Consider the following 19,112-nt stretch of genomic DNA (forward strand, 5'->3'; position numbering starts at 1 on the left):
CTCAATACTGATGGAACAAGTGAGATGCCGATGGGACCCGTTCATCATGATCTGACTGGCGAGCCGACTTTTGAGCCGATGATCCAGATCGACTTGGAGATCAAAGCTTTTGTCTCCGCTTGGAAACATTGCGATTATGTCTCGACATACATGGCCCGGATGATCAGTCAAAACAGGTCAGACTCGGTCCATCATGCAAATCTCTTTTCCTCTGCCTTCAACGAATTGCTGGAAGTCGCCTTTCGTACGCGCCATGCCGAAGGCGAACTGGCATGCAGGGTGTCTCGCCATGGCGCGACGGATAGGATCGAGTTGACAATTCCTTGTGTGCCGGAGGAGCGCCAATTCTACGAAGAAGCCGTATCGCAAGTTGCTGGAATAGAGGCCAGAGAACGATACCTCAATTCCTTGTCTGGGGATCTCGCGCCTAGCCGCGAGGTCGTACTCCTGGAACTGGCTGTCGACTACAACGCGACACTCTGGACCGAGGAGGCCGACGGCGATGCAATCAAGCTTGTCGTGGATCTTCCGCTCGAGGGCTTTCAAAATTGAACCCTTACGACCTTCTCCCGCGCTTCAAGGCGCAATACGACGCGAACAACCAGGAGTTCTCCATATCGGGAGTGGTCCGGCCTCAGGCGATCGATGAGCTTGGGCCCGCGATAGCATTGCTTCGCGATGCGATTGGCCGTGTGCGCGGCGTTCTCTACGTCAATGTCAGGCGCCTGACGCAGATGAACAACGCTGCGTTTCACACCTTATCGAGGATCATCATCGACGCTTGTCGCGCTCGACCCGATCTCAAATTCGTGGTCATCACATCAAGCGTCGTCGGATGGACCTCGCGAAAATTCGGTCGCCTGAGCGGAATAGAACCGAACATAACGGTCAAGGAGTATGACACCGAATTCTATCCGGGGCAGGGCTTCCTTGAGGAAGGAGGGTTCGTACCGATCCTGCGCACTCAGACAAAGATGACTTGGCGCCACGAGCGCGCAATCTTGCCGCGACACGGCATGCGGCCCGGCATCGTCATGGCCGACATCTGTTGCGGGATCGGTGATTTCGCCGTGCTCGCGCAGAAGGAGTTCGAGCCATCGCGGATCGTCGCCCTCGACCACTCCATGTCAAGCCTGAACTATGCTCGACAAGTGATGCGGGAGTTCGATATCCGGGGCATCGAGTACACCTATGGCGATGCGTCGGAGATGCTGCTCGACGAAGCGCAGTTCGACTTGGTCACTTGCCGACATTCGCTTCAAATCTTCAATCGACCTGAACTCATCCTCAAGGAGCTCTACCGCATATGCAAGCCAGGCGGTCGGGTCTATATCACCAACGAGAAGAATTCGCATTGCCTCGGCGAGCCGCGCGCCGAAAGCATTCGCTGGACCTACGACGAGGTGGCGAAGCTGTTCGGGCATTTCGAGATGGACGTCGAGTTTGGGCCCAAGAGTCGGCGATACCTGGTGGAAGCCGGATTCGAAGACATCCTTGTGGAGACCTTCATGGTCACTAACCTGGACGGCGATCCGCAGGACTTCGCCGACGTCATTGCGGCCTGGGCGGATGTCTATGCCGGGGAGATGGCGAGCAGACGCGGTGACGGACCGGAGTTCGTCGCACGGTTCCGGCAGGGCTTCCAGGATCACATTTTCGCTGCACTACACCCCAAGGGTTATGCGGGTTGGCCGATCTGGGTCGCATCGGGGCGACGGCCACAATGAAAGCCGATAACGAGCCTACACCGCGCTTCGGCCTGCGCTCCTTTCGAGCGAAATTCGTATTGGTCGTTGGCGGCGCCGTACTGTTCGACCTCCTGCTGAGCGGTGGTCTGGCGCTTTGGAACGTTCAAAAGCTGTCGCGCGACGCCACCTCGGAAGTCGGTGAGGGCCTGACGAACGCAAACCAGGAATACATTCGTTCCTATGCCGAGTCGACAGCGTTGAGCGTTGACCTGCTGCTCGATCGGGTTCACGGGGACGTCAAGGCGCTCGCTGGCGTGCTGCAGGCCCAGATCGACGATCCGAGGAGGCAGCAACAGGTCGGCGCCACGCTTTCGCATGAGGCGCCCGGCTCCGTGAAGGTTGTCTACAACGCGCAGGGCGATTGGGCGCAGAATCTGCCGGGCGCGCCTTCCGTGGTAAGCGTCTGGGGCTACCTGCTGGGCGCCGACCACAGTCCGCTGCCCAGCGTTCGGCAGGAAATAGAAGACAGTACTCTGATCGATCTCGTCGCGCCGACTCTCATGGCCAGCGGGTCGTCCAAACTGCAGATGTACTATATTGGTCCAAAGGAACGGCCGATCTTCCGGACGGTACCGTATACGGATCAGGCACAGACCTTCGACCGACTCTATCCAGGTCACAACAAGGCGGAATTCTGGGAGTTCTTCTTTCCGGGAATCTATGGTTCATGGCAGCAATGGGCCAGGGATCCCGCCTCACGTCCGGTCCCTGACGATATTACCCAGACGGCGCCTTACACCGATGCAATCACGGGAAAGTTGATCGTCAGCTTTTTCCACCCGCTTTGGACGCGCGATCGCACCGGTATCGCCGGTACGACGGGAGCAGATATCACTCTCGATCAGCTCGCGAAAGTCGTCGAAAGGGTGAAGATCGCTGAAACCGGATTCGGCTTCCTCACGATGTCGACTGGCAACGTGGTGGCGATCAATCCGTCGGGCCAGGCGATCATCGGCCTGACTTCATCGAGCGATGCGGGCACGCAGGGCGTCACCGGCTTGGAAAGGTCTCTGCGGGGAAGTACGCAGCCGGCTATCGCGTCACTACCTCTAGACAAGAACAATGACGGTGTCATTCAGCATATCATGCTCGACAATAAGGGCGAACACGTTCCCTATATTGTTGTCCTCAAGAGATTGAAGCCGACCAACTTGTGGAGTTCGGGACCGATCAAGTCCGAAACGATGTCGGTCGGGATCGTCGTTCCCGAACGGGAGATCTATGCATCCCTGTTCGCCGCGCAGGAGAGTATTTCTCGCGCAACCAATCGTATCCTGCTGTTTCAGATCGCGGCGATCGCCGTTTCGCTTCTGATTGTTTTTGCGGCCGTGCTCGGAATTTCGAAACGGATCACCGCGGGCCTCAGGGCACTTGCCAGCGCCGCCCAGCGGCTCCAGTCCAAAGATTATTCAGTCCGCGTGAACATTCCGACGCGCGACGAGGTTGGAGCGGCAGGAATCGCTTTCAACCGGATGGCCGAGCAGATCAGCTTTCACACGGAAAACCTCGAGCAACTCGTCGACGAACGAACCAGGGAACTCGGGGACGCCAATCAGGAGATTTCCGCACTCAACGAAAAGCTGCAGGACGAGAACGTCCGCCTTGGCGCCGAACTCGCGGTCGCCAGGCAGATACAGATGATGGTCCTGCCGAAACAATTCGAACTCGAAGCGATTCCGGGGCTGGAGATCGCGGCCTATATGCGGCCGGCCGACGAGGTCGGCGGTGACTATTATGACGTCCTGCAGAACGGGTCACGGGTCAAGATCGGCATCGGCGACGTGACCGGTCATGGTCTCGAGAGCGGCGTGCTGATGCTGATGGTCCAATCTGTTGCACGCGCGCTGCAGGAGACCAGCGAGGCGGATCCGCACCAGTTTCTGGATCGGCTGAACAGAGCGATCTACAAGAACATCGAGCGGACGAACACCGGAAAGCATCTCTCGCTGGCCTTCCTTGACTTCGAGGATGAGCGGGTAACGCTATCCGGCCAGCATGAGGACGTTCTCGTCGTGCGTGCGGACGGGGACGTCGAACGCATCGATACGATGGATCTGGGTCTGCCGGTTGGCCTGGAGAATGACATCTCGAAGTTCATTGCCACGCGCGACATCCTGTTCGGCAGTGGCGACGTGATCGTGCTGCACACTGACGGTGTGACCGAGGCGGAAGACCAAGACAGAAGGCTGTTCGGGTTCGAGCGCCTCTGCCAGAGCGCACGAAGACGTCAAGGCGGGAGCGCCGAGGAAATCAAAACCGGGATCATCGAGGATCTCATGGCCCATATCGGGATCCAGAAGATCCACGACGACATCACCCTCGTGATCATAAGGCACACATAGCCATGACAACGCTGTTCGGGACCCCTGACGTTGCAATCGGGATGAAGGAGAGCGTCAGTCGCGTGCGGCTGTTCGACGGACCTCTCGACTTGAGTTGGCGTCATTGTGCCACGACCTCGGACTTCATCGCCGATCTTTTCGCATTGCGCTTCCGGTCGTCCCGCAATGACTACATGGAAGTGCGGCACAGCATTGGATATCTGGTCAACGAACTCATCGAAAATGCCGTCAAGTTTCGCGCACCGGGTGAGATCTTGATCGAGGCGTCGATGGATTCGGAGTGCTTCAAGCTGAAAGTGTCGAATGACGTCGATGGTGAAGATGCGTCTGAGTTCCAAAGTCTCCTGGCGGACATCACGGTTGGCGACCCCATGGACCTGCTGATACAGCGAATTGAAGCCAATGCCGCCAACCCCGACGTAGGAGGCTCCGGACTTGGATTGCTGACGTTGATGAGTGACTACGGCGCACGCCTGGCTTGGATATTCAGCGCCGCCGACGAAAGCGATCGGATCTGCGTGGAGACATATGCCTCCATTCCGATCTCGCAAATTCACAACTAGAAGAAACGAAGCCAGGCTATGGAAATCAAGACAGACGACTATCGTGTGTGGACTGAAGGAAGCGAAATTTTCTTCGACGGTGCAATGCGGCTTGCCAGTTCCGAGGCCGGTGCGCCTATCACGGCTTTGGCGACCAGTGTTCTTGCCTCGAAACCCGCTTCCATTACGCTCAATCTGAAGGACCTTCACTTTCTCAACTCTTCCGGCATCAACCTGCTGGCGAAATTTACCATCGAGGTGCGCAAGCATCCCGATGTTCGACTCGTCGTGCGTGGAACGCCCGACATACCCTGGCAGTCGAAATCATTGCCGAATCTGAAGAAGCTGCATCCCGCTGTGGTGCTTTTGATGGACTGACCAGGTCCCGAAATTTGCCAAGGGACTGCGTGGGCTTGCGGCAACCCGAGATAGTATAGGTCAGCCGGGACGATGCGGGAGCTCCGCACCGATAGTGAGAAGGTGCAGGAGCGCGGCGCCTACAGCGAATATGTACACCAGGATAAGTATTTGGATGCCAAGCTAACGACAATCCGGCCTCGTGCGCAGATGCTCGCAATGGCTCGGCGGGGGCTCGGCACAGGCGGCAGGCGTCCAAGTTGGGGGGATGTCGGGCTGTCTGTGCCGATCAGCCGCCGCGCGATCAAAGGTGGCGTCATTGAGTAAGCGTGCCAAGGTGAACGGCGGCCAGCTGGAGTTCATTCCGCCGCAGATCCCGACTCGGGTCACGGAGCCGCCCGAAGATGAGGGATGGCTTCAGGAGGTCAACCTTGACGGCTACCGAACGCAGATCATCATCGATAAAGGCGGCGTGCGTCTATACAGCAAGAACGGCCGTGACTGGGCCACGAAATACTGGCCCATCGCGCTGGCGGCCGAACTGCCATGCCGGGCTGCCATTATCGACGGCGAGGTCATTGTTCCAGGCGAGCAGGGCGCTCCCCATTGACCTGCGCAGGAAGCTGCGATCTGGCTCGAACCGAGCCGGCTGGTGTTCGTCGCGTTCGATATCCTCCATCTCGACGGTCGCAATCTAACCTCCTTGCCCCTGCTGCAGCGCAAGCAGGCGCTGTGGCAGCTCGTTGAGCACGGCCCCGGCAAGATCCAGTACAGCGAGCATTTCGAGAGCAGTGCGCTAGCGATCTTTCGGGCCATCGAGAAGGTGGGCTCGAGAGCGTAGGCGGTCAAGTCGGCCGACCGACATGCTGCGCGTTCCAGTCACCACCGCCCTGAGGCTCAAAATTGGGCCGTGTATGGACGGCTCTCCGTTGGCAAGGGTTCTATTTGAGCGCTCTGCAGTTGCTGGCTGGTGCGCCATGTGTCCGACCTGTAGGTGCGGCTCTTAATATGCCACAGGCAGGCTGATGATCGCGCCCGGCGGGCAGACCGCACACGATCCCAAGGGCAACAACGATGGGAAAGCGGCTCGGAATTTCAAACTGACCCACGACCGCTAATCTGAATCGAACCCAGCCTTCTTCCGCCGCGGACATCGGGAACGGGTCGCGTTTCGACAAAAATGTCTTGTTGGTAACGCAAATTGAAAGCAGACCCCGGTAGATCGGGCTACGGTGAAGCGAGATTGTGAGCTTGGCTAATTTGTCTTGGAGACCCGAAAATGCCACAGGCAAAGCGGATCCTGGTGACTGGAGGCGCGGGCTTTTTGGGATCGTTCTTGTGCGAGCGACTGCTTGGTGAAGGTCACGAAGTTGCCTGTGTCGATAATTTCTTCACCGGAAGCCGAAGAAACGTCTCCAATTTGCTCGACAATCATTCCTTCGAAATCATTCGCCATGACGTGACGTTTCCACTCTACGTTGAAGTTGATGAGATCTACAATCTTGCCTGTCCTGCGAGCCCCGTTCACTACCAGTTCGATCCGGTTCAGACGACCAAGACCAGCGTCCACGGGGCGATCAACATGCTAGGGCTCGCCAAACGGGTTCGCGCGAAGATCCTTCAGGCGTCGACGTCCGAAGTTTACGGTGACCCTGACGTTCACCCGCAGACCGAGGATTATTGGGGCAGGGTAAACCCAATAGGACCCCGTTCTTGTTACGACGAGGGCAAACGATGTGCTGAAACCCTCTTTTTCGACTATCGGCGACAGCACGGTCTGCGGATCAAGATAGCGCGCATCTTCAACACATATGGCCCTAGGATGCGTCCGGACGACGGCCGCGTCATTTCCAACTTCATCGTCCAAGCCCTGCTGAACGAACCGATCACGGTGTACGGCACTGGCCAGCAGACACGTTCATTTTGCTATGTCGACGACCTCATCGACGGTCTGGTTCGCATGATGCAGACGGCTGACGATCTTACTGGTCCGATCAATCTCGGCAATCCGGTCGAATTCACGATGCTAGAACTCGCCAATCTGGTGATCGAACTTACTGGAAGCCGGTCGTCGATCAGTTTTTTGACTTTGCCCGTTGACGACCCTAGACAGCGACAGCCCGATATCGGGAGCGCCTTGCGCGAACTCAATTGGGAGCCAAGAACCGCATTGCGGGACGGCCTTGTCAAGACCATTGCCTATTTTGAAGGCCTGGTTTCGTCGGGCTATGTACGGCCGGCCGCTGCCGAATGAAGACCGTCTTGGTCACCGGCGGGGCCGGCTATATCGGATCACACTGTTGCAAGGCATTCGCCGAATCGGGTTGGTCGGTGATCACGTATGATAATCTCTCGCGCGGTTGGCGCGACGCGGTTAAATGGGGACCGATTGTCGAAGGCGACATTTCCGACGCCGAGGCCGTGTCGGCGGCTCTACGACAATATCGGCCTGATGTGGTGGCGCATTTCGCCGCCTACGCCTATGTGGGCGAGTCAGTCGAAAATCCCGGACTCTACTACCGAAACAACAGTTTCGGGTCGCTGGTGTTACTCGAGGAGATGTTGAAGGTCGGCGTGGGCAAGCTGATCTTTTCCAGCACATGCGCATCGTATGGAGTTCCGGTTCGCTCTCCGATTGACGAAACGCATCCGCAGTCGCCCATCAATCCCTATGGATGGTCGAAATTTATCATAGAACGGATGGTGGATAATCTCTCCTATGCCCATGGCCTCGACGCGGTCGTGCTCCGGTATTTCAACGCGGCCGGATGCGATCCCGACGGCGAGGTCGGCGAGCGGCATGAACCGGAAACACACGTCATACCCCTCGCTATTGAGGCGGCTGTCAGGCGGGACCGGATTTTTACCATCAATGGCATCGACTTCGATACCCGCGATGGAACCGCGGTGCGGGACTATGTCCATGTCACCGATCTCGCACGTGCTCACGTCCTGGCAGGGGAGAAGCTGCTGCGCGACAAGGGTGTCCACGTCTACAATCTCGGGACTGGAGCTGGAACGACGGTGAAGGAGCTGGTGGATGCGGTCAGCCGGGCATCGGGATCGCGCCTTCCTGCGGTTTACGGTCCGCGCAGGGCAGGTGACCCGCCAGCGCTTGTGGCCGCGGCCGACAAGGCGCAGCGGGAACTTGGCTGGGTGCCTGAGCAATCCGGAATAGACAGGATCGTCGAGACGGCGCTGGCCTGGTACCGTAGCCGATTATGACAGGTCCGCCACGCTGCCGTGGCCGAGAGAGCAGCAAAGACCGGCCGACCAGCTCTCGATTCACTGTCGGCGCCGGACGGAGTCGATGGAGAGGCTCCGGGTTTGGACGCGCGTCAGCGTTGAGGGCAACTGAAGAAAAATAGAGCAGGGCCATCATCCTTTGTCCTCAGCGTCAGAGGCACATACGATTTCGTGCTGGCGACCTTGGTATTGAGGAACAACGACGGAGGCAGGTCCTTGGCTGTTGACTCTGCCGTTCTCTATCCAAATGACGTTGCCTGCATCACGCGCCGTTTCTATGCGGTGCGTGATCAGCAAAATTGTCCTTTTGCCAAGCTGCCTGTCAATCGCACGCCGTACTTGATCCTCGAGCGCGGTATCGAGTGCGTTCATGGCCTCATCCAGGATCAGGAAGTCCGGATTGCGCAATACAGCTCGTGCCAGGCCAATGCGCTGTCGCTGGCCGCCGGAAAATCGCAGCCCCTCCTGCCCGATCCAGGTATCGTAGCGATCGGGGAGGTCTTCGACGAATGACGCGACGCCGGCACTGCGGGCAGCCACAATGATCTCTTCTTGGGACGCGTCGGCTTTGGCCATGCGGATGTTGTCTGCCACCGTGCCCTCGACGAGGTCGACGTCCTGACCCGTTACGGCGATCTTGGACAGCCAGTCGTCCCGCCTGATGTCCTGCAGCCGGGTGCCGTCAATCTTGATGTCGCCAGAGGTCGGTTCGTACAGCCGTAAGAGGAGGTTCACGATCGTCGTCTTGCCAGCGCCACTTGCGCCGATCAGCGCCGTGGTTTCTCCGGCTGGTATATCGAACGACAGGTCCGTGAGCACCGGCGCATTTTGATCATAGCAAAAGCTCACGTGCTCGAAAACGATACTCGCGTTCAAATTCCCGAGTGCGATGGTGCCTTGCGATGGATATTCCTTGTCCTCGGACTGGACCATCTCCAACACCGAGCGCAGTTGCGGCTGCATCTGCGCCAGAAACAGCAGGTTGCTCTCGAACTCCTGCGTATGCGGCTGCAGCCGATAGAGGAGGGCCACAGCGGCCAGCGTTACCTCGAAGCTGATATGCCACCACCCGGAGACCAGGACGATGGAGCCCAACATTCCCAGATAGCCGATCTCGGTCGCTGGGCCGATCCAGGACGAAAGGCGAATCAGGGACAGCGATGCGTCGCGCGCGGCCGCCGACGATTGCACGAAGCGACGCTGGTGTAGCGCCTCCTGTCCGTAGGCGCGGATGGTGCGCAACGCCTGGAGTGTCATGAGCATATGCTCGCCGAGCGATTGATGGATTTTCTTCACCCGATGTCCCAGGTCCCGCGCGGGTCGCGAAAAGATGCGCAAGATCGCCGAGATCGCGATTGAGCCAAGGGCTGCGATCACCAGGATCTTCCAGGAGATCGTGAAGAGAAAGACGGCGAACACGAAAATAGAGCAGCTGTTGATGATGAGTCGGGTCACTGCGCCATACGCTTGCGCCACCAGCCACGATTCGGTCCCGAGCACCTCCATGAGTTGCGATTGCTCGTGCTGTTGGATGGATCCGAACGCGACCGTGAGATATTGTTCGTGGACGAGGTTGCGCACGCGCTCGCTGATCCGTTCGCCGATGCTGGAGCTTATCAACGAATACAGCAGCGCCAGCGCTCCACGAGCGAAGATGAGTAGGAGGATCGCGAAGGCGAGCCGGGTAGGACTACCGAGCCAGGCGACTGCCAGGCCCAGCGCTCGGCCCTGAAGGCCATTTCCAGCATCCGTGATTCGGCTGGACACCAAATAGAGGAACAGCAAGATCAGGGTGATGCCGAGCGTCTCGGCCAAGGATGACAGAAAGCCAACAGCGAGCAGAGCGGGCGTCGCCCAGCGCGGCTTGCCAACGATGCGAAGCAAATGCGAAAGATCGCGCAACGAAGCACGGACCGCACCGCGGCGTATGGCTCCTTTCCCTTTGCTCATTTCAGTTCCCCGATCGGGAAGCGCACGGTAACGCGTGGGCGGACAGGCATGCGACCGCGCAGCAGTTTCGTCGCAGCGCGCTTGGCCAAATGCGCTATGATCAGGGGCAAATCCACGGCGATTATCCGCATGGCGATCGCGGGATGACGGCGAAGCAGCAATGACAGGATCGGCAGCACATAGCGGGGGTGCCTCAGGCGCAACGTCCGCTCCAGGAGCCATGCCGAATAGAAATGCAGGCCTTCACGCAGCGTAGTTGCCGCATCCGGGTGGCGGCCAAGCATCTCGTCCACCACCAGCATCCAGGACCGCAGCATGCGGGTCATGTTGCTCGACATATTTCCCGGTAGATAGCGATATCCCACCAGCGGCTCTTCGACGACTTCGAAGTGGTAGGTTTCGGCAACGCGACAATAGAAGAGGATATCTTCACAACCCTGCGCGCCGGCCTCGCGCAGCCCACCCTCGAAACCGTCGGCGTCTATCAGGGCCTGCCGGTGTACCAAGGCTGCGCTGCCATTGCCAACGAAATTGCCGTGGAAAAGGCGCTCAAGCACATCGCCCCGCCAGTTTGGCCGATGCTGATCATCCGTTACCGCACTCTGAGCATCGATGACTCGATACCAGCAGTAGACGAGCCCCACTTTCTCGCCTGCCCGATCGAACGCGGCCAATTGCCGCTCAATCTTGGTCGGCGCCCAGAGATCGTCGGCATCGACGAATGCGATCAGATCGGATTGCGCCGCTTGCCAACCCGTATTGCGGGCGGCGGCCACGCCGGCGTTAGCCTGCCGGATCAGCCGCACGCGAGGGTCGACCTCCATGTGGTGTCGGGCGATGGTGACAGTCTGGTCGCGCGAGCCGTCGTCGACGACAATAATCTCGAGCGCGCGGTGAGACTGGGACCGAACGCTGCGGAGCGTCTCGTCGATTGTATCTTGCGCATTGTGAGCGGGGATAATGACGCTGACGAGTTTGCCGTTCATTCGAGCACCGCCTCTACCATGGCGACAAAGTCATCGAGCGAACGGTCCCCACGCACCTCGATGCGTGGAAGGTCGATTGGATCGCAATCGAGGTCCGCCGGCCCGTGTCTGCCGCCGAAGCCGATTCGATAGCCGCATTCCTTGGCCAGCCTGCCCAGCCGTCGGTCCGTGACGGAGAAAGGCGCCGCGAATGCCGTCGTTGGCCTCCCGGTCCACCGCTCGACGAACATACGCGAGCGCAGCAACTCAGCGGCCAGCTCGGAGCTCGAAAGGCCATCGATGGCGCGATGCGTCGCCAGATGGCTCCCAAAGAAGGCACCTTCGCCGGCAAGGCGTCGCACGGTCTCGGCGTCCATGAGTGGTGCCGGGGGACCGCTGTCGGCATCCCATTGTGCACGTTCACCCACGAAGTCCGTTACCAGGAAGACTTCGGCCGTCAGGTCGTTGGCCCGCAGGATTGGCCAGGCATGGTCGGCAAAGTTCTGCAAGCCGTCATCGAAGGTGATGAGCACCGGACGGCCCACGAAAGGGTGACGGTTGGCAATGAACCATTCGAGCTGCTCTGACATGATCGCGTGAAAGCCATTGGCGCGCAGCCATGCCATTTGGCTGGCGAATGCGGCGGGCGCGAGCCGAAAACGGGCGAGTGCGGCCGGACCTTCATCGGAGACGCCGTGGTACATGAGAACGGGAATGCGCTGCCGCCGCTCGCTACGCGCAACCTCACCGCGCAGCGCCCGTGCCCCGCCCCAGACGATGTTTCGTGCGACTCCGATTTCGACGGGTGCGCGGATTGGCACATGATCTATCGTCGGTTCCGTCGCCACGTCGCCTGGTGACAGGCGGCGGAAGCGGTCTATGCGGTAGAGCTCGGTCTGGATCGATCGCTCAAGGACGAGGCCTTCGGTCGCGGCCAGCGTCTCCGAAATTAGTTGCGCGCCGAACTTGTGGTCCCAATCGAAGCCTGTCCGTTCCATATTGTCACGAAGCACGAAGGCGTGCGCGCTGATGAAACTGCCGCCAGGCGCCAACGCCTCGATGATCTTTGAGGCGACGCGCCGCAACTCGTCGAGATTGTCCAGGAAATAGAGCACTTCCGAGCAGATGATCAAATCCATCCCGTCTGGCAGTGCATCCGCAAGAAAATCCAGTACCCTGAATTCGATATTCAACTGGTGTCTGCAGCGCGCGCGCGCCCGCTCGATGGCAATAGCGGAGATATCGGTCGCGATCAAATGGCCCACGCGCGGCGCCAGCTGCCGCGTGAAATGGCCCTCCGCGCAGGCCAGCTCAAGCGCCCGTCCGATGGGACCGGCAGGCAGAATTTCGAGCTGCCGCTCATATTTTTCCTGCTCATAGGGCGAACCGTAGTTCCAGGGATCCTCGATCGCAAAATGGCGATTCCAGAAAGATGTGCGGTCATTGTCGCGCCCATCCGCGGCCCGTGCACGGCGCGGCGCTGCAAAAGGCTCTTTAGTTTCGGCGCTCGACCGAACCAGCGCCTGCGCTTCCGCGGCCAATCCCGCAAGTTTGCCGAAATGGCTGTCCTGATCAGACCGGCGTCGCGCCATGGACAACAATGCCTCGGCTGCAGACATGTTTGACTTGTCGGCACCGGCGCCCTTTTGCGGTGCATCTACAGGCGATCGCCTCGCAAGCCGCGCGACACGCTTCCAGAAGCGGGACGCCATGCGGCTATGGCCGGAGAGATTGCCTAGAAGCCGCTCAGGGGGCACGAAAGCCAGGATCAATTCAATCCAATGACGCCTTGTCACTCTCCCGAGTACACCGAACTGCACGAGAGCTTCGATCTGCCCTTCCATCATTAGGTAGACATAAAATTGATCGATCCCCTCCGGAAGTTCGGTCGAGCCCGGATGCCGAACATCGACGCGTATCCCCAGCGTTCGCGCCAGCCTGCGCGGTACGGCAAGATCATCGAAGTCGAGGAGCATTTGGTCAAGATGATATTGTACGCGGCGGCCGGCGGCAGGGTCGCTCCAGAGATTGCTGAGTTCAATCACCAAGTCGGTGAGGGGGCCACCGAACCTGTCCCATCTGGCGGCCAATTGCTGCGGCGTCGATAGACTTCCTACGATCAGGCCGTCGAAGACCACCTTAGCGATCTCAGGCGCCCATTCGTATCTGGCCGGGAGCGCGCGCAGGATCCGCGAGGGGATCGAGCCGCCGCCGCTGCCGCAATCCGACGCAGCGTTCCACAAGGCGAACCACGCGAGTGCTTCGCAAGCGGCGCGGCCGTCCAACGGGTTCGCTCCCTTGGCGTGTGCAGACGCTGGGTGTTTGACTCTGGGGTCGGCAGAAAAGCCGCGGGCAATCACGATCTCCGCATCTGATATCATCTGCGTCGAATTTCGGGTGAGCGAATTGGGGCTGGCCCGATAGAAGGCGAGCGGCTCGTCGACCATCACCCAACGGTTCCCGAGACGTGCGACGCGCTGCCACAAATCCCAGTCCTCACAGGTGGCCAGCGACACATCGAAGCCGCCTAACTCGACGATCGTCGCCCGGTCGATCAGCAGCGCGTGAGTACGGATGGCGCACCGGCGCGCGAATGTCTCGAAGGGTTGGATCGCAACCTCGGGGGCGATGCTCGACGGGGTGAGTGCGCCATCGGGCATCACGCGCCGAGAACCGCAATAAGCGGCCACTGCATCGGGAGCGTTTTTCAATGCGGCCAGCATTTTGGCAAGGAAGCTGGCGTCTACCCAATCGTCGGCATCCAGGAACATTAGCCAGCGTCCGCGCGCTGACGAGATCCCCTGATTGCGCGCGCCGGCGGCGCTATGGGCAGAGGAGTTCACCGTGCGAAATCGAGCCTCGCGCCCAACAAAACTGGCGATGATTGCGGCAGTACGATCATTCGAGTCATCGTCGACGATGATCGCCTCCCAATCAGTAATGTCTTGATTGATGAGACAATCGAGTGCTTGTGCCAGTGTCAGCTCCGCGTTCCGCGCAGGCACCACGATTGAAACCGAGGGATTGTCCGCCACGTCGTCCTTACACGCGCTTGGTTCGGAGGTAGAACAGGATTCCTGAAGCATAGCCGGCGATTTCATGCCAAATGAATCGATCCTCAGCGCTCCTGCATCCAAGCAGCCTTCTGCGGACCCTGCCGAGGTACCAGAGTGGCTTCCATTTGAAAGCCTGTTTCAAATTCGCCTTCACGCCAGTCCGCTCATGCTGGACGAGCAACGCGGCCGAGTGACCGCGCATGTAGAAATAGATTTGCTTGGCCAGGCCTTCCATAGTCCGCCTGTGGAAATGGAATGCGACGGAGGTTGGCTGGTAACGGCAGTCATATCCATTGGCAAGCAGCCGATACCAATATTCAGAGTCGCCCGAACATCCAGCCTGGCCGACGTCAAGGCGCTCGTCAAACAGCCCCGCGCGGTCAAACACGTCGCGCCGGAAGGCCATGCTTGCACCGGCACCGATTTTCCATGCCGGGAACACTTCGTGCCTGCTAGAGGCAAAGTCGGCCGCGCGGAACAATTGCGGCCTGTAGCCTTGCCCGAAGCTCCAGAACGTCTCGAAATAGCGCTGTGCTTCGGTGGCAAGTTCTGCTGGCAGTACAAGGCCTGTCACCGCGCCGGTCGAAGGCCTGTCGAACGCCGTGATCAGCTGCTCAAGCCACTGCGGGTGAAGCAGGACGTCATCGTCAGTGTAGGCGACGATTTCCGCGGATGCACGCTGGGCGCCCCGGTTGCGAGCGATGTCCAGACCAGGTCGATCCTCGCGGACGTAGATTGCGCCGGCAGCGAGTGCTACCTCGCGCGTTTCGCTACCTGTCGATGCGTTATCGACAACGATGATCTCTGCCGGCGGGACACTTTGCTGGGGAAGCGAGGAGAGGCAGCGCCGCAATTCTTTCGGCCTGTCGCGTGTGCATATGACCACGCTGGCGCTCGGCAGAACCGGTGGAGTAAGCGTTGGACCTGCAGCGGCCGTGATCGGCATAGTGCGGCACTCACCGTCGCTCCCTCTGAGCAAATGCCCGACCGGAAGCCCGCCGCGCCACAACACGATCATTCCAGAATCGCAATCCTCGGGACTGACTTGGGTATCCAAATCCACGTGGCGGATACCTGCGCAGCCATCCGGGCCAAACAGCTTGTACAGTTCTGCGCTCAACAAATTTGCGCGCCGACTCGGCATGTCGGACATCTTCACCAGCTCAATTCGCTATAGAGAGGCCGAAATTCGCTCTTGTCGTTTCGCATTCGTCTCACGCGCATCTTGAGCCATCGAGGAACCAGTCGGGCCCTGCAATATTCTTCCAGCATATTGGGCAGGCGGGAGATCGCAACGCCCGGCTCCGTCACAAAAAGCCTCCTCAGCAGCTCGCCGGCCGCGAAAAACCGTCCCTCAATGAAAGCTCTTGTGGCAAGCCAATGGATCATGTCGACCAAGTGGGCATCGAAATCGCGCCCGAATGACGGATACTTTTCACGAAATTCGGCAAGGACAATTTCACACGAGCGAAGCATCTGCATGACATCGCTTGACATGTTGAGGTTCGTCATTCGGTAGCCGACAAGGTGCTGAGGGACGAGCCGGAACTCATAAGTTTCCGCAATGTTGAGGCACATTAGAAGATCCTCGCAGCCTTGTGCGTTCCTGGCCCGCAAGGACGGATCGAACTGTCCCGCTCGCTCGAATGCGGAGCGACGTACGAGCATCGAACTGCCGTTACCGACAAAATTTTGTCTGCACAGGCGCTGGAGTACATGACCTTCGGCGTCGGGCCGATGGCGCAGCGAGAATACTCGACCATCCTGGTCGATATGCGCGAACCAACAATAGGCCAAGCCCGCCGAAGAGCCACCTTCCTGCAAGGCGCGCAACTGTAGTGCGATCTTGGAAGGGGCCCAAAGATCGTCGGCGTCGACAAACGCCAGAAACTCCGCGCTGGTGGAAGCCGCACCGCTGTTGCGAGCGTTCGCAACGCCGCCATTCGAATTTGCTATGAGGCGTATACGGTGATCCTTCTTGGCATATGAGGCCACGATTGATGCGGACTCGTCCGTCGATCCGTCGTCTACCACGATAATGTCCAATGCCTGGTAATTCTGACGGCAGATGCTAATCAGGGTAGAACCAATGGTTCGCTCGGCATTAAACATCGGGACCACGACGCCTACCGTGGGTTTGTCCTGGATCATCGGCGACTTCGTTTTCTCCTTAGGGTTGGCAAAAACGGCTAGCGACCATACGTGTCAGTACTCCTCTTCAAGATCGGGGCGAATTCGCGGCAAAATCAGCTCGGGCGTTCCTATTCGCCTGACTAAAGCCTGCGACCGCGACAAAATCATGTCGCCGAAAGACGCGACATCCATCGCATCTTGACAAATACGAATTCGCCGTAGCCCTACGCCGAGACGCGCCACAGCGGCATCAAATGCGAAAACCTGATCGTGACCGCGCAGAAGCGCTACGCCTTGCAGGCGGGCGGCCGCCGTCACTCCGGGATCGCGCCGTTGCTCTGGCGCAAGGGCGCGGCGAGGTGCGGACGCGATCTCACCGACATCGCCATCCCACGATGCCATCTCTCCCGGATGTGCGAGGACGGGCTGCTCGTGAACGTCGGCTATGGCCGGTATCGAGCCGCCGCGCTGCGGCCTGACCTTCAGACCGCGCTGAACTCGCTGTAGGATGGCGCCGCTTCGATGACCTCGCCATTCCGGCCCTCGCAGACGGCGTGGATCGGACGTAAACCGCCGAGGCGAGGGACTGCTCGGGAAGGCGGTTACGGCGGCTATCGTGCGTCGTTCCGAATGCCGCTTCACCGTCGCGCCTTCAGGAACAATTTGATGCACGCTCCGCACCGCGCCGGGCGCGCACCGTGCAGGAAACGAAGCGGGCACGGGGGTCCTCGCGCTAGCCAGTTATCCGATCCCCCGCTCAGAAATTCCTACCAACGTTCCTGAGCCCACCATTCCACACGAAATCGTCGGTTGATATCTTATTAGTTCCCGACAAAATACAGAAGTTGGGTCGCTACAATCATGGTTGAAGTCGAGAGAACAATGCAGAGGTCAGAAGCTGCCCGCAGTTTCCTTCGAAAGCTGCTCACTTTATCATCAGAACGAACGCTGTCGGATGAGCAAAACTTGCTTAGGGGACTTCATCGGTCGGCAAAGAGTGACCCCATGGTAACCTATTGGTTCTCCCCTCCGGTTCCCGTCAAGACTGAAGGTCCCGGCCTGACACACCACGTCAACAACGCAGTGGCAGCAGCTAATGAACTCCTGAAGTGGACCAACCGTGGCCCTCACTGGAACCTCGCGGTGCGCGTTTGCGTGACTGTTATTGCCGACGAGATGGAACCTGAGGAGGCCCGCAAGGCATTCCTGGCTGCTGCCGAGGAGGAGGGGAAGCTGATTAGGGCTGGTGGCTGACCGCGAATTACTTCGACATCCGCTCAGGAATTCCACCAAATGCTCCCCGACCGGAGGCTGGCCGCAGAAGAAGTCGTTCGCTAAATTCCACCCATGGCAATCCTCTGGTTCTCACCCCCTGTGTACGTTAAGACGGAACATAAAGGCTTCCGCTACGCGGTCCACCACGTTCAGGCTGCGGCTGAGGAACTCGTCTTGTGGACCAAGCGTGGCCCTAGGTGGCAAGAGGCGGTGCGCGTCTGTGTGGATGCCTTGAGCGGTAAGGTGTCCCCAATGCAGGCCCGCCACGCGTTCGAGCAGGCTGCCGAGGAGGAGGGTATGCTTTTTCCTGATTAGCAGGTCGTGTGGCTCTTCGCGCGAGCCAAAGTCGATCACCAGCTCAGACATCCTTCCAAACATTCTCACCCCCTCTAATTATCCCTCAATGGCAACCCATTGGTTCGTCCCTCCGGTGTTCGTGAAGACTGAAACCGGCGACAGGCGTGGCTGCAACAATGCCAAGGCAGCCCTTGAGCAGCTCAAGACGTGGACTCGGAGAGGACCTCGCTGGCAAAAGGCGGTGACCCTCTGCCTGTCAGATCTGGAGGGCGATCCGATTGACCCTCAGGTGGTACGAAAGGCCTTCGAGGCTGCCGCTAAGGAAGCCAAGATGTATCTTTCCCCGTAGGAGAAGGTGTCATGGCAACCCGTTGGTTCTCCCCTCCGGTGTACGCTAAAACCGACCGACCTGGGGCACCTACGGGTGCAACAATGTCGAGGGTGCCGCCGAGGAACTCATGAAGTGGACCAAGATGGGGCCTAAGTGGCGGGAGGCTGTGCAACTATGCATCGACGCCGTCGAGGACCGGGCGACACCGGAGGAGGGACGTAAATATGAACATCACGCCGCCCGTCGGATTGGTGCTGGCAGGCGAAGCGTTCTGGAGCCTTCGGGCATGTGGTGTTCAATCCCAAGTGTAGATGCCGGTGAGGTTGATGTGTTCCCAACTGAGCGACGAGAAACTTCGCTGTTATGCCGGCTTGTGCTGCCGCACGACCTTCCATTCATGCCAGATCAGCACCATGACGACAGCATCGAAGACGGTCAGGACAAGCAGGCCGAACGAATGGGTGTAGGAGTAGCGGTAGACTTGGTAGATCATAAATGCGCCCAGCGCCGCAAGCGATGCCGGATACGACCACAGCTTGCCTCTCAAAAGCCCGACAACGAGCAGCAGTTTTATCAGGCCGTGGCTAAGTAGGTAGAAGGCATAAAACTCCTTGCTGGCGACGGAAAAGTGGCTTGCCATCTGCGACAGATAGCCAGCTATGAAATCGTTCGGATCTTCGATCAATTCCTCTTGGGTGAATGTATTGACCCAGGAGGCAATGGTGTCGGTGGTGACTACATAAAGCAGGATCCCGCCCAGGCATTCGATCAGGGCATGCGCCCCTTTAAGCCAGATGCTGAGCTCGAAAATCTGATGGATGCGGCGTTCGTCTACTGCTTTCACAAAATTCACCTTGCGATCGACAACAG

17 protein-coding genes and 1 pseudogene are annotated in these 19,112 nt (G+C 59.0%); 12 read left to right on the forward strand and 6 right to left on the reverse strand.

The window, feature by feature from the left end; translation table 11 throughout:
* The first annotated feature begins 30 nt into the window (after window positions 1-30).
* The 8 genes and pseudogenes from NKH28_RS28745 to galE all read left to right on the forward strand — a co-directional run bounded on the left by NKH28_RS28745 (window position 31) and on the right by galE (window position 8,214).
* On the forward strand, window positions 31-552 hold the full coding sequence (locus NKH28_RS28745) for a ubiquinone biosynthesis methyltransferase UbiE (RefSeq protein ID WP_502906676.1): 522 nt from the start codon (window positions 31-33) through the stop codon (window positions 550-552).
* On the forward strand, window positions 549-1,727 hold the full coding sequence (locus NKH28_RS28750) for a methyltransferase domain-containing protein (RefSeq protein ID WP_352980964.1): 1,179 nt from the start codon (window positions 549-551) through the stop codon (window positions 1,725-1,727). Before NKH28_RS28745 ends, NKH28_RS28750 begins: the two co-directional genes overlap by 4 nt.
* Window positions 1,724-4,090: a SpoIIE family protein phosphatase gene (locus NKH28_RS28755; RefSeq protein WP_352542259.1), complete on the forward strand. Its 2,367-nt coding sequence runs from the start codon at window positions 1,724-1,726 to the stop codon at window positions 4,088-4,090. The genes NKH28_RS28750 and NKH28_RS28755 overlap by 4 nt, the downstream gene beginning before the upstream one ends.
* Before the next feature lie 2 nt (window positions 4,091-4,092).
* Complete coding sequence (locus NKH28_RS28760; protein WP_352542258.1) at window positions 4,093-4,653, forward strand: slr1658 superfamily regulator; 561 nt, start codon at window positions 4,093-4,095, stop codon at window positions 4,651-4,653.
* 18 nt (window positions 4,654-4,671) lie between these two features.
* Window positions 4,672-5,010, forward strand: a complete 339-nt coding sequence (locus NKH28_RS28765; protein ID WP_352542257.1) for a slr1659 superfamily regulator — start codon at window positions 4,672-4,674, stop codon at window positions 5,008-5,010.
* 316 nt (window positions 5,011-5,326) lie between these two features.
* Window positions 5,327-5,830: pseudogene (locus NKH28_RS28770) on the forward strand (ATP-dependent DNA ligase).
* 438 nt (window positions 5,831-6,268) lie between these two features.
* Window positions 6,269-7,243 (forward strand): UDP-glucuronic acid decarboxylase family protein, encoded by a 975-nt coding sequence (locus tag NKH28_RS28775; RefSeq protein ID WP_352816292.1) that lies wholly within the window; start codon window positions 6,269-6,271, stop codon window positions 7,241-7,243.
* Window positions 7,240-8,214 (forward strand): UDP-glucose 4-epimerase GalE, encoded by a 975-nt coding sequence (gene galE, locus NKH28_RS28780; protein WP_352542848.1) that lies wholly within the window; start codon window positions 7,240-7,242, stop codon window positions 8,212-8,214. Before NKH28_RS28775 ends, galE begins: the two co-directional genes overlap by 4 nt.
* 153 nt (window positions 8,215-8,367) lie before the next feature.
* On the opposite strand, the gene NKH28_RS28785 is transcribed toward galE, so the two are convergent.
* From NKH28_RS28785 to NKH28_RS28805, 5 genes are read right to left on the reverse strand one after another with little or no spacing between them, the layout of a single operon-like run.
* Window positions 8,368-10,185 carry an ABC transporter ATP-binding protein gene (locus NKH28_RS28785; RefSeq protein WP_352980965.1) on the reverse strand — a complete coding sequence of 606 codons (1,818 nt, stop codon included), beginning with the start codon at window positions 10,183-10,185 and terminating at the stop codon, window positions 8,368-8,370.
* Window positions 10,182-11,171 (reverse strand): glycosyltransferase family 2 protein, encoded by a 990-nt coding sequence (locus NKH28_RS28790; protein ID WP_352980966.1) that lies wholly within the window; start codon window positions 11,169-11,171, stop codon window positions 10,182-10,184. Before NKH28_RS28790 ends, NKH28_RS28785 begins: the two co-directional genes overlap by 4 nt.
* Window positions 11,168-14,185, reverse strand: coding sequence for a trifunctional glycosyltransferase/class I SAM-dependent methyltransferase/polysaccharide deacetylase (locus NKH28_RS28795; RefSeq protein WP_352980967.1), 3,018 nt, complete (start codon window positions 14,183-14,185; stop codon window positions 11,168-11,170). The genes NKH28_RS28790 and NKH28_RS28795 overlap by 4 nt, the downstream gene beginning before the upstream one ends.
* Window positions 14,186-14,192: 7 nt before the next feature.
* Entirely contained in the window at window positions 14,193-15,359 is a 1,167-nt protein-coding gene (locus NKH28_RS28800) for a glycosyltransferase family 2 protein (RefSeq protein ID WP_352542858.1), read from the reverse strand.
* A gap of 2 nt (window positions 15,360-15,361) precedes the next feature.
* Window positions 15,362-16,357, reverse strand: coding sequence for a glycosyltransferase family 2 protein (locus NKH28_RS28805; protein ID WP_352980968.1), 996 nt, complete (start codon window positions 16,355-16,357; stop codon window positions 15,362-15,364).
* Between the two features lie 252 nt (window positions 16,358-16,609).
* On the opposite strand from NKH28_RS28805, the gene NKH28_RS28810 reads away from it, so the two are divergent.
* The 4 genes from NKH28_RS28810 to NKH28_RS28825 all read left to right on the forward strand — a co-directional run bounded on the left by NKH28_RS28810 (window position 16,610) and on the right by NKH28_RS28825 (window position 18,260).
* Window positions 16,610-16,846: a hypothetical protein gene (locus NKH28_RS28810; RefSeq protein WP_352980969.1), complete on the forward strand. Its 237-nt coding sequence runs from the start codon at window positions 16,610-16,612 to the stop codon at window positions 16,844-16,846.
* A 354-nt stretch (window positions 16,847-17,200) separates the two neighbouring features.
* Window positions 17,201-17,593: a DUF982 domain-containing protein gene (locus NKH28_RS28815; RefSeq protein WP_352980970.1), complete on the forward strand. Its 393-nt coding sequence runs from the start codon at window positions 17,201-17,203 to the stop codon at window positions 17,591-17,593.
* A gap of 93 nt (window positions 17,594-17,686) precedes the next feature.
* A complete protein-coding gene (locus NKH28_RS28820; RefSeq protein ID WP_352980971.1) occupies window positions 17,687-17,929 on the forward strand; it encodes a DUF982 domain-containing protein in 243 nt (80 codons plus the stop codon).
* Window positions 17,930-18,017: 88 nt separating this feature from the next.
* Window positions 18,018-18,260 (forward strand): DUF982 domain-containing protein, encoded by a 243-nt coding sequence (locus NKH28_RS28825; RefSeq protein WP_352980972.1) that lies wholly within the window; start codon window positions 18,018-18,020, stop codon window positions 18,258-18,260.
* Window positions 18,261-18,603: 343 nt separating this feature from the next.
* Here the strand turns inward: NKH28_RS28825 and NKH28_RS28830 are convergent, their stop codons facing one another.
* Window positions 18,604-19,086 (reverse strand): DUF2127 domain-containing protein, encoded by a 483-nt coding sequence (locus NKH28_RS28830; protein WP_352980981.1) that lies wholly within the window; start codon window positions 19,084-19,086, stop codon window positions 18,604-18,606.
* Between the last annotated feature and the right edge of the window lie 26 nt (window positions 19,087-19,112).

Source organism: Mesorhizobium sp. M1227 (assembly GCF_040318315.1).
Classification (GTDB): Bacteria; Pseudomonadota; Alphaproteobacteria; order Rhizobiales; family Rhizobiaceae; genus Mesorhizobium.

What these genes read in the sequence shown, in the direction of transcription:
- NKH28_RS28815 (WP_352980970.1), top strand. Translation starts at nt 17,201, where the DNA reads ATGGTTGAAGTCGAGAGAACAATGCAGAGGTCAGAAGCTGCCCGCAGT.
- NKH28_RS28800 (WP_352542858.1), bottom strand. Translation starts at nt 15,359, where the DNA reads ATGTCCGACATGCCGAGTCGGCGCGCAAATTTGTTGAGCGCAGAACTG.
- NKH28_RS28765 (WP_352542257.1), top strand. Translation starts at nt 4,672, where the DNA reads ATGGAAATCAAGACAGACGACTATCGTGTGTGGACTGAAGGAAGCGAA.
- NKH28_RS28745 (WP_502906676.1), top strand. Translation starts at nt 31, where the DNA reads ATGGGACCCGTTCATCATGATCTGACTGGCGAGCCGACTTTTGAGCCG.
- galE (WP_352542848.1), top strand. Translation starts at nt 7,240, where the DNA reads ATGAAGACCGTCTTGGTCACCGGCGGGGCCGGCTATATCGGATCACAC.
- NKH28_RS28775 (WP_352816292.1), top strand. Translation starts at nt 6,269, where the DNA reads ATGCCACAGGCAAAGCGGATCCTGGTGACTGGAGGCGCGGGCTTTTTG.
- NKH28_RS28820 (WP_352980971.1), top strand. Translation starts at nt 17,687, where the DNA reads ATGGCAATCCTCTGGTTCTCACCCCCTGTGTACGTTAAGACGGAACAT.
- NKH28_RS28805 (WP_352980968.1), bottom strand. Translation starts at nt 16,357, where the DNA reads ATGATCCAGGACAAACCCACGGTAGGCGTCGTGGTCCCGATGTTTAAT.
- NKH28_RS28755 (WP_352542259.1), top strand. Translation starts at nt 1,724, where the DNA reads ATGAAAGCCGATAACGAGCCTACACCGCGCTTCGGCCTGCGCTCCTTT.
- NKH28_RS28785 (WP_352980965.1), bottom strand. Translation starts at nt 10,185, where the DNA reads ATGAGCAAAGGGAAAGGAGCCATACGCCGCGGTGCGGTCCGTGCTTCG.
- NKH28_RS28825 (WP_352980972.1), top strand. Translation starts at nt 18,018, where the DNA reads ATGGCAACCCATTGGTTCGTCCCTCCGGTGTTCGTGAAGACTGAAACC.
- NKH28_RS28790 (WP_352980966.1), bottom strand. Translation starts at nt 11,171, where the DNA reads ATGAACGGCAAACTCGTCAGCGTCATTATCCCCGCTCACAATGCGCAA.
- NKH28_RS28760 (WP_352542258.1), top strand. Translation starts at nt 4,093, where the DNA reads ATGACAACGCTGTTCGGGACCCCTGACGTTGCAATCGGGATGAAGGAG.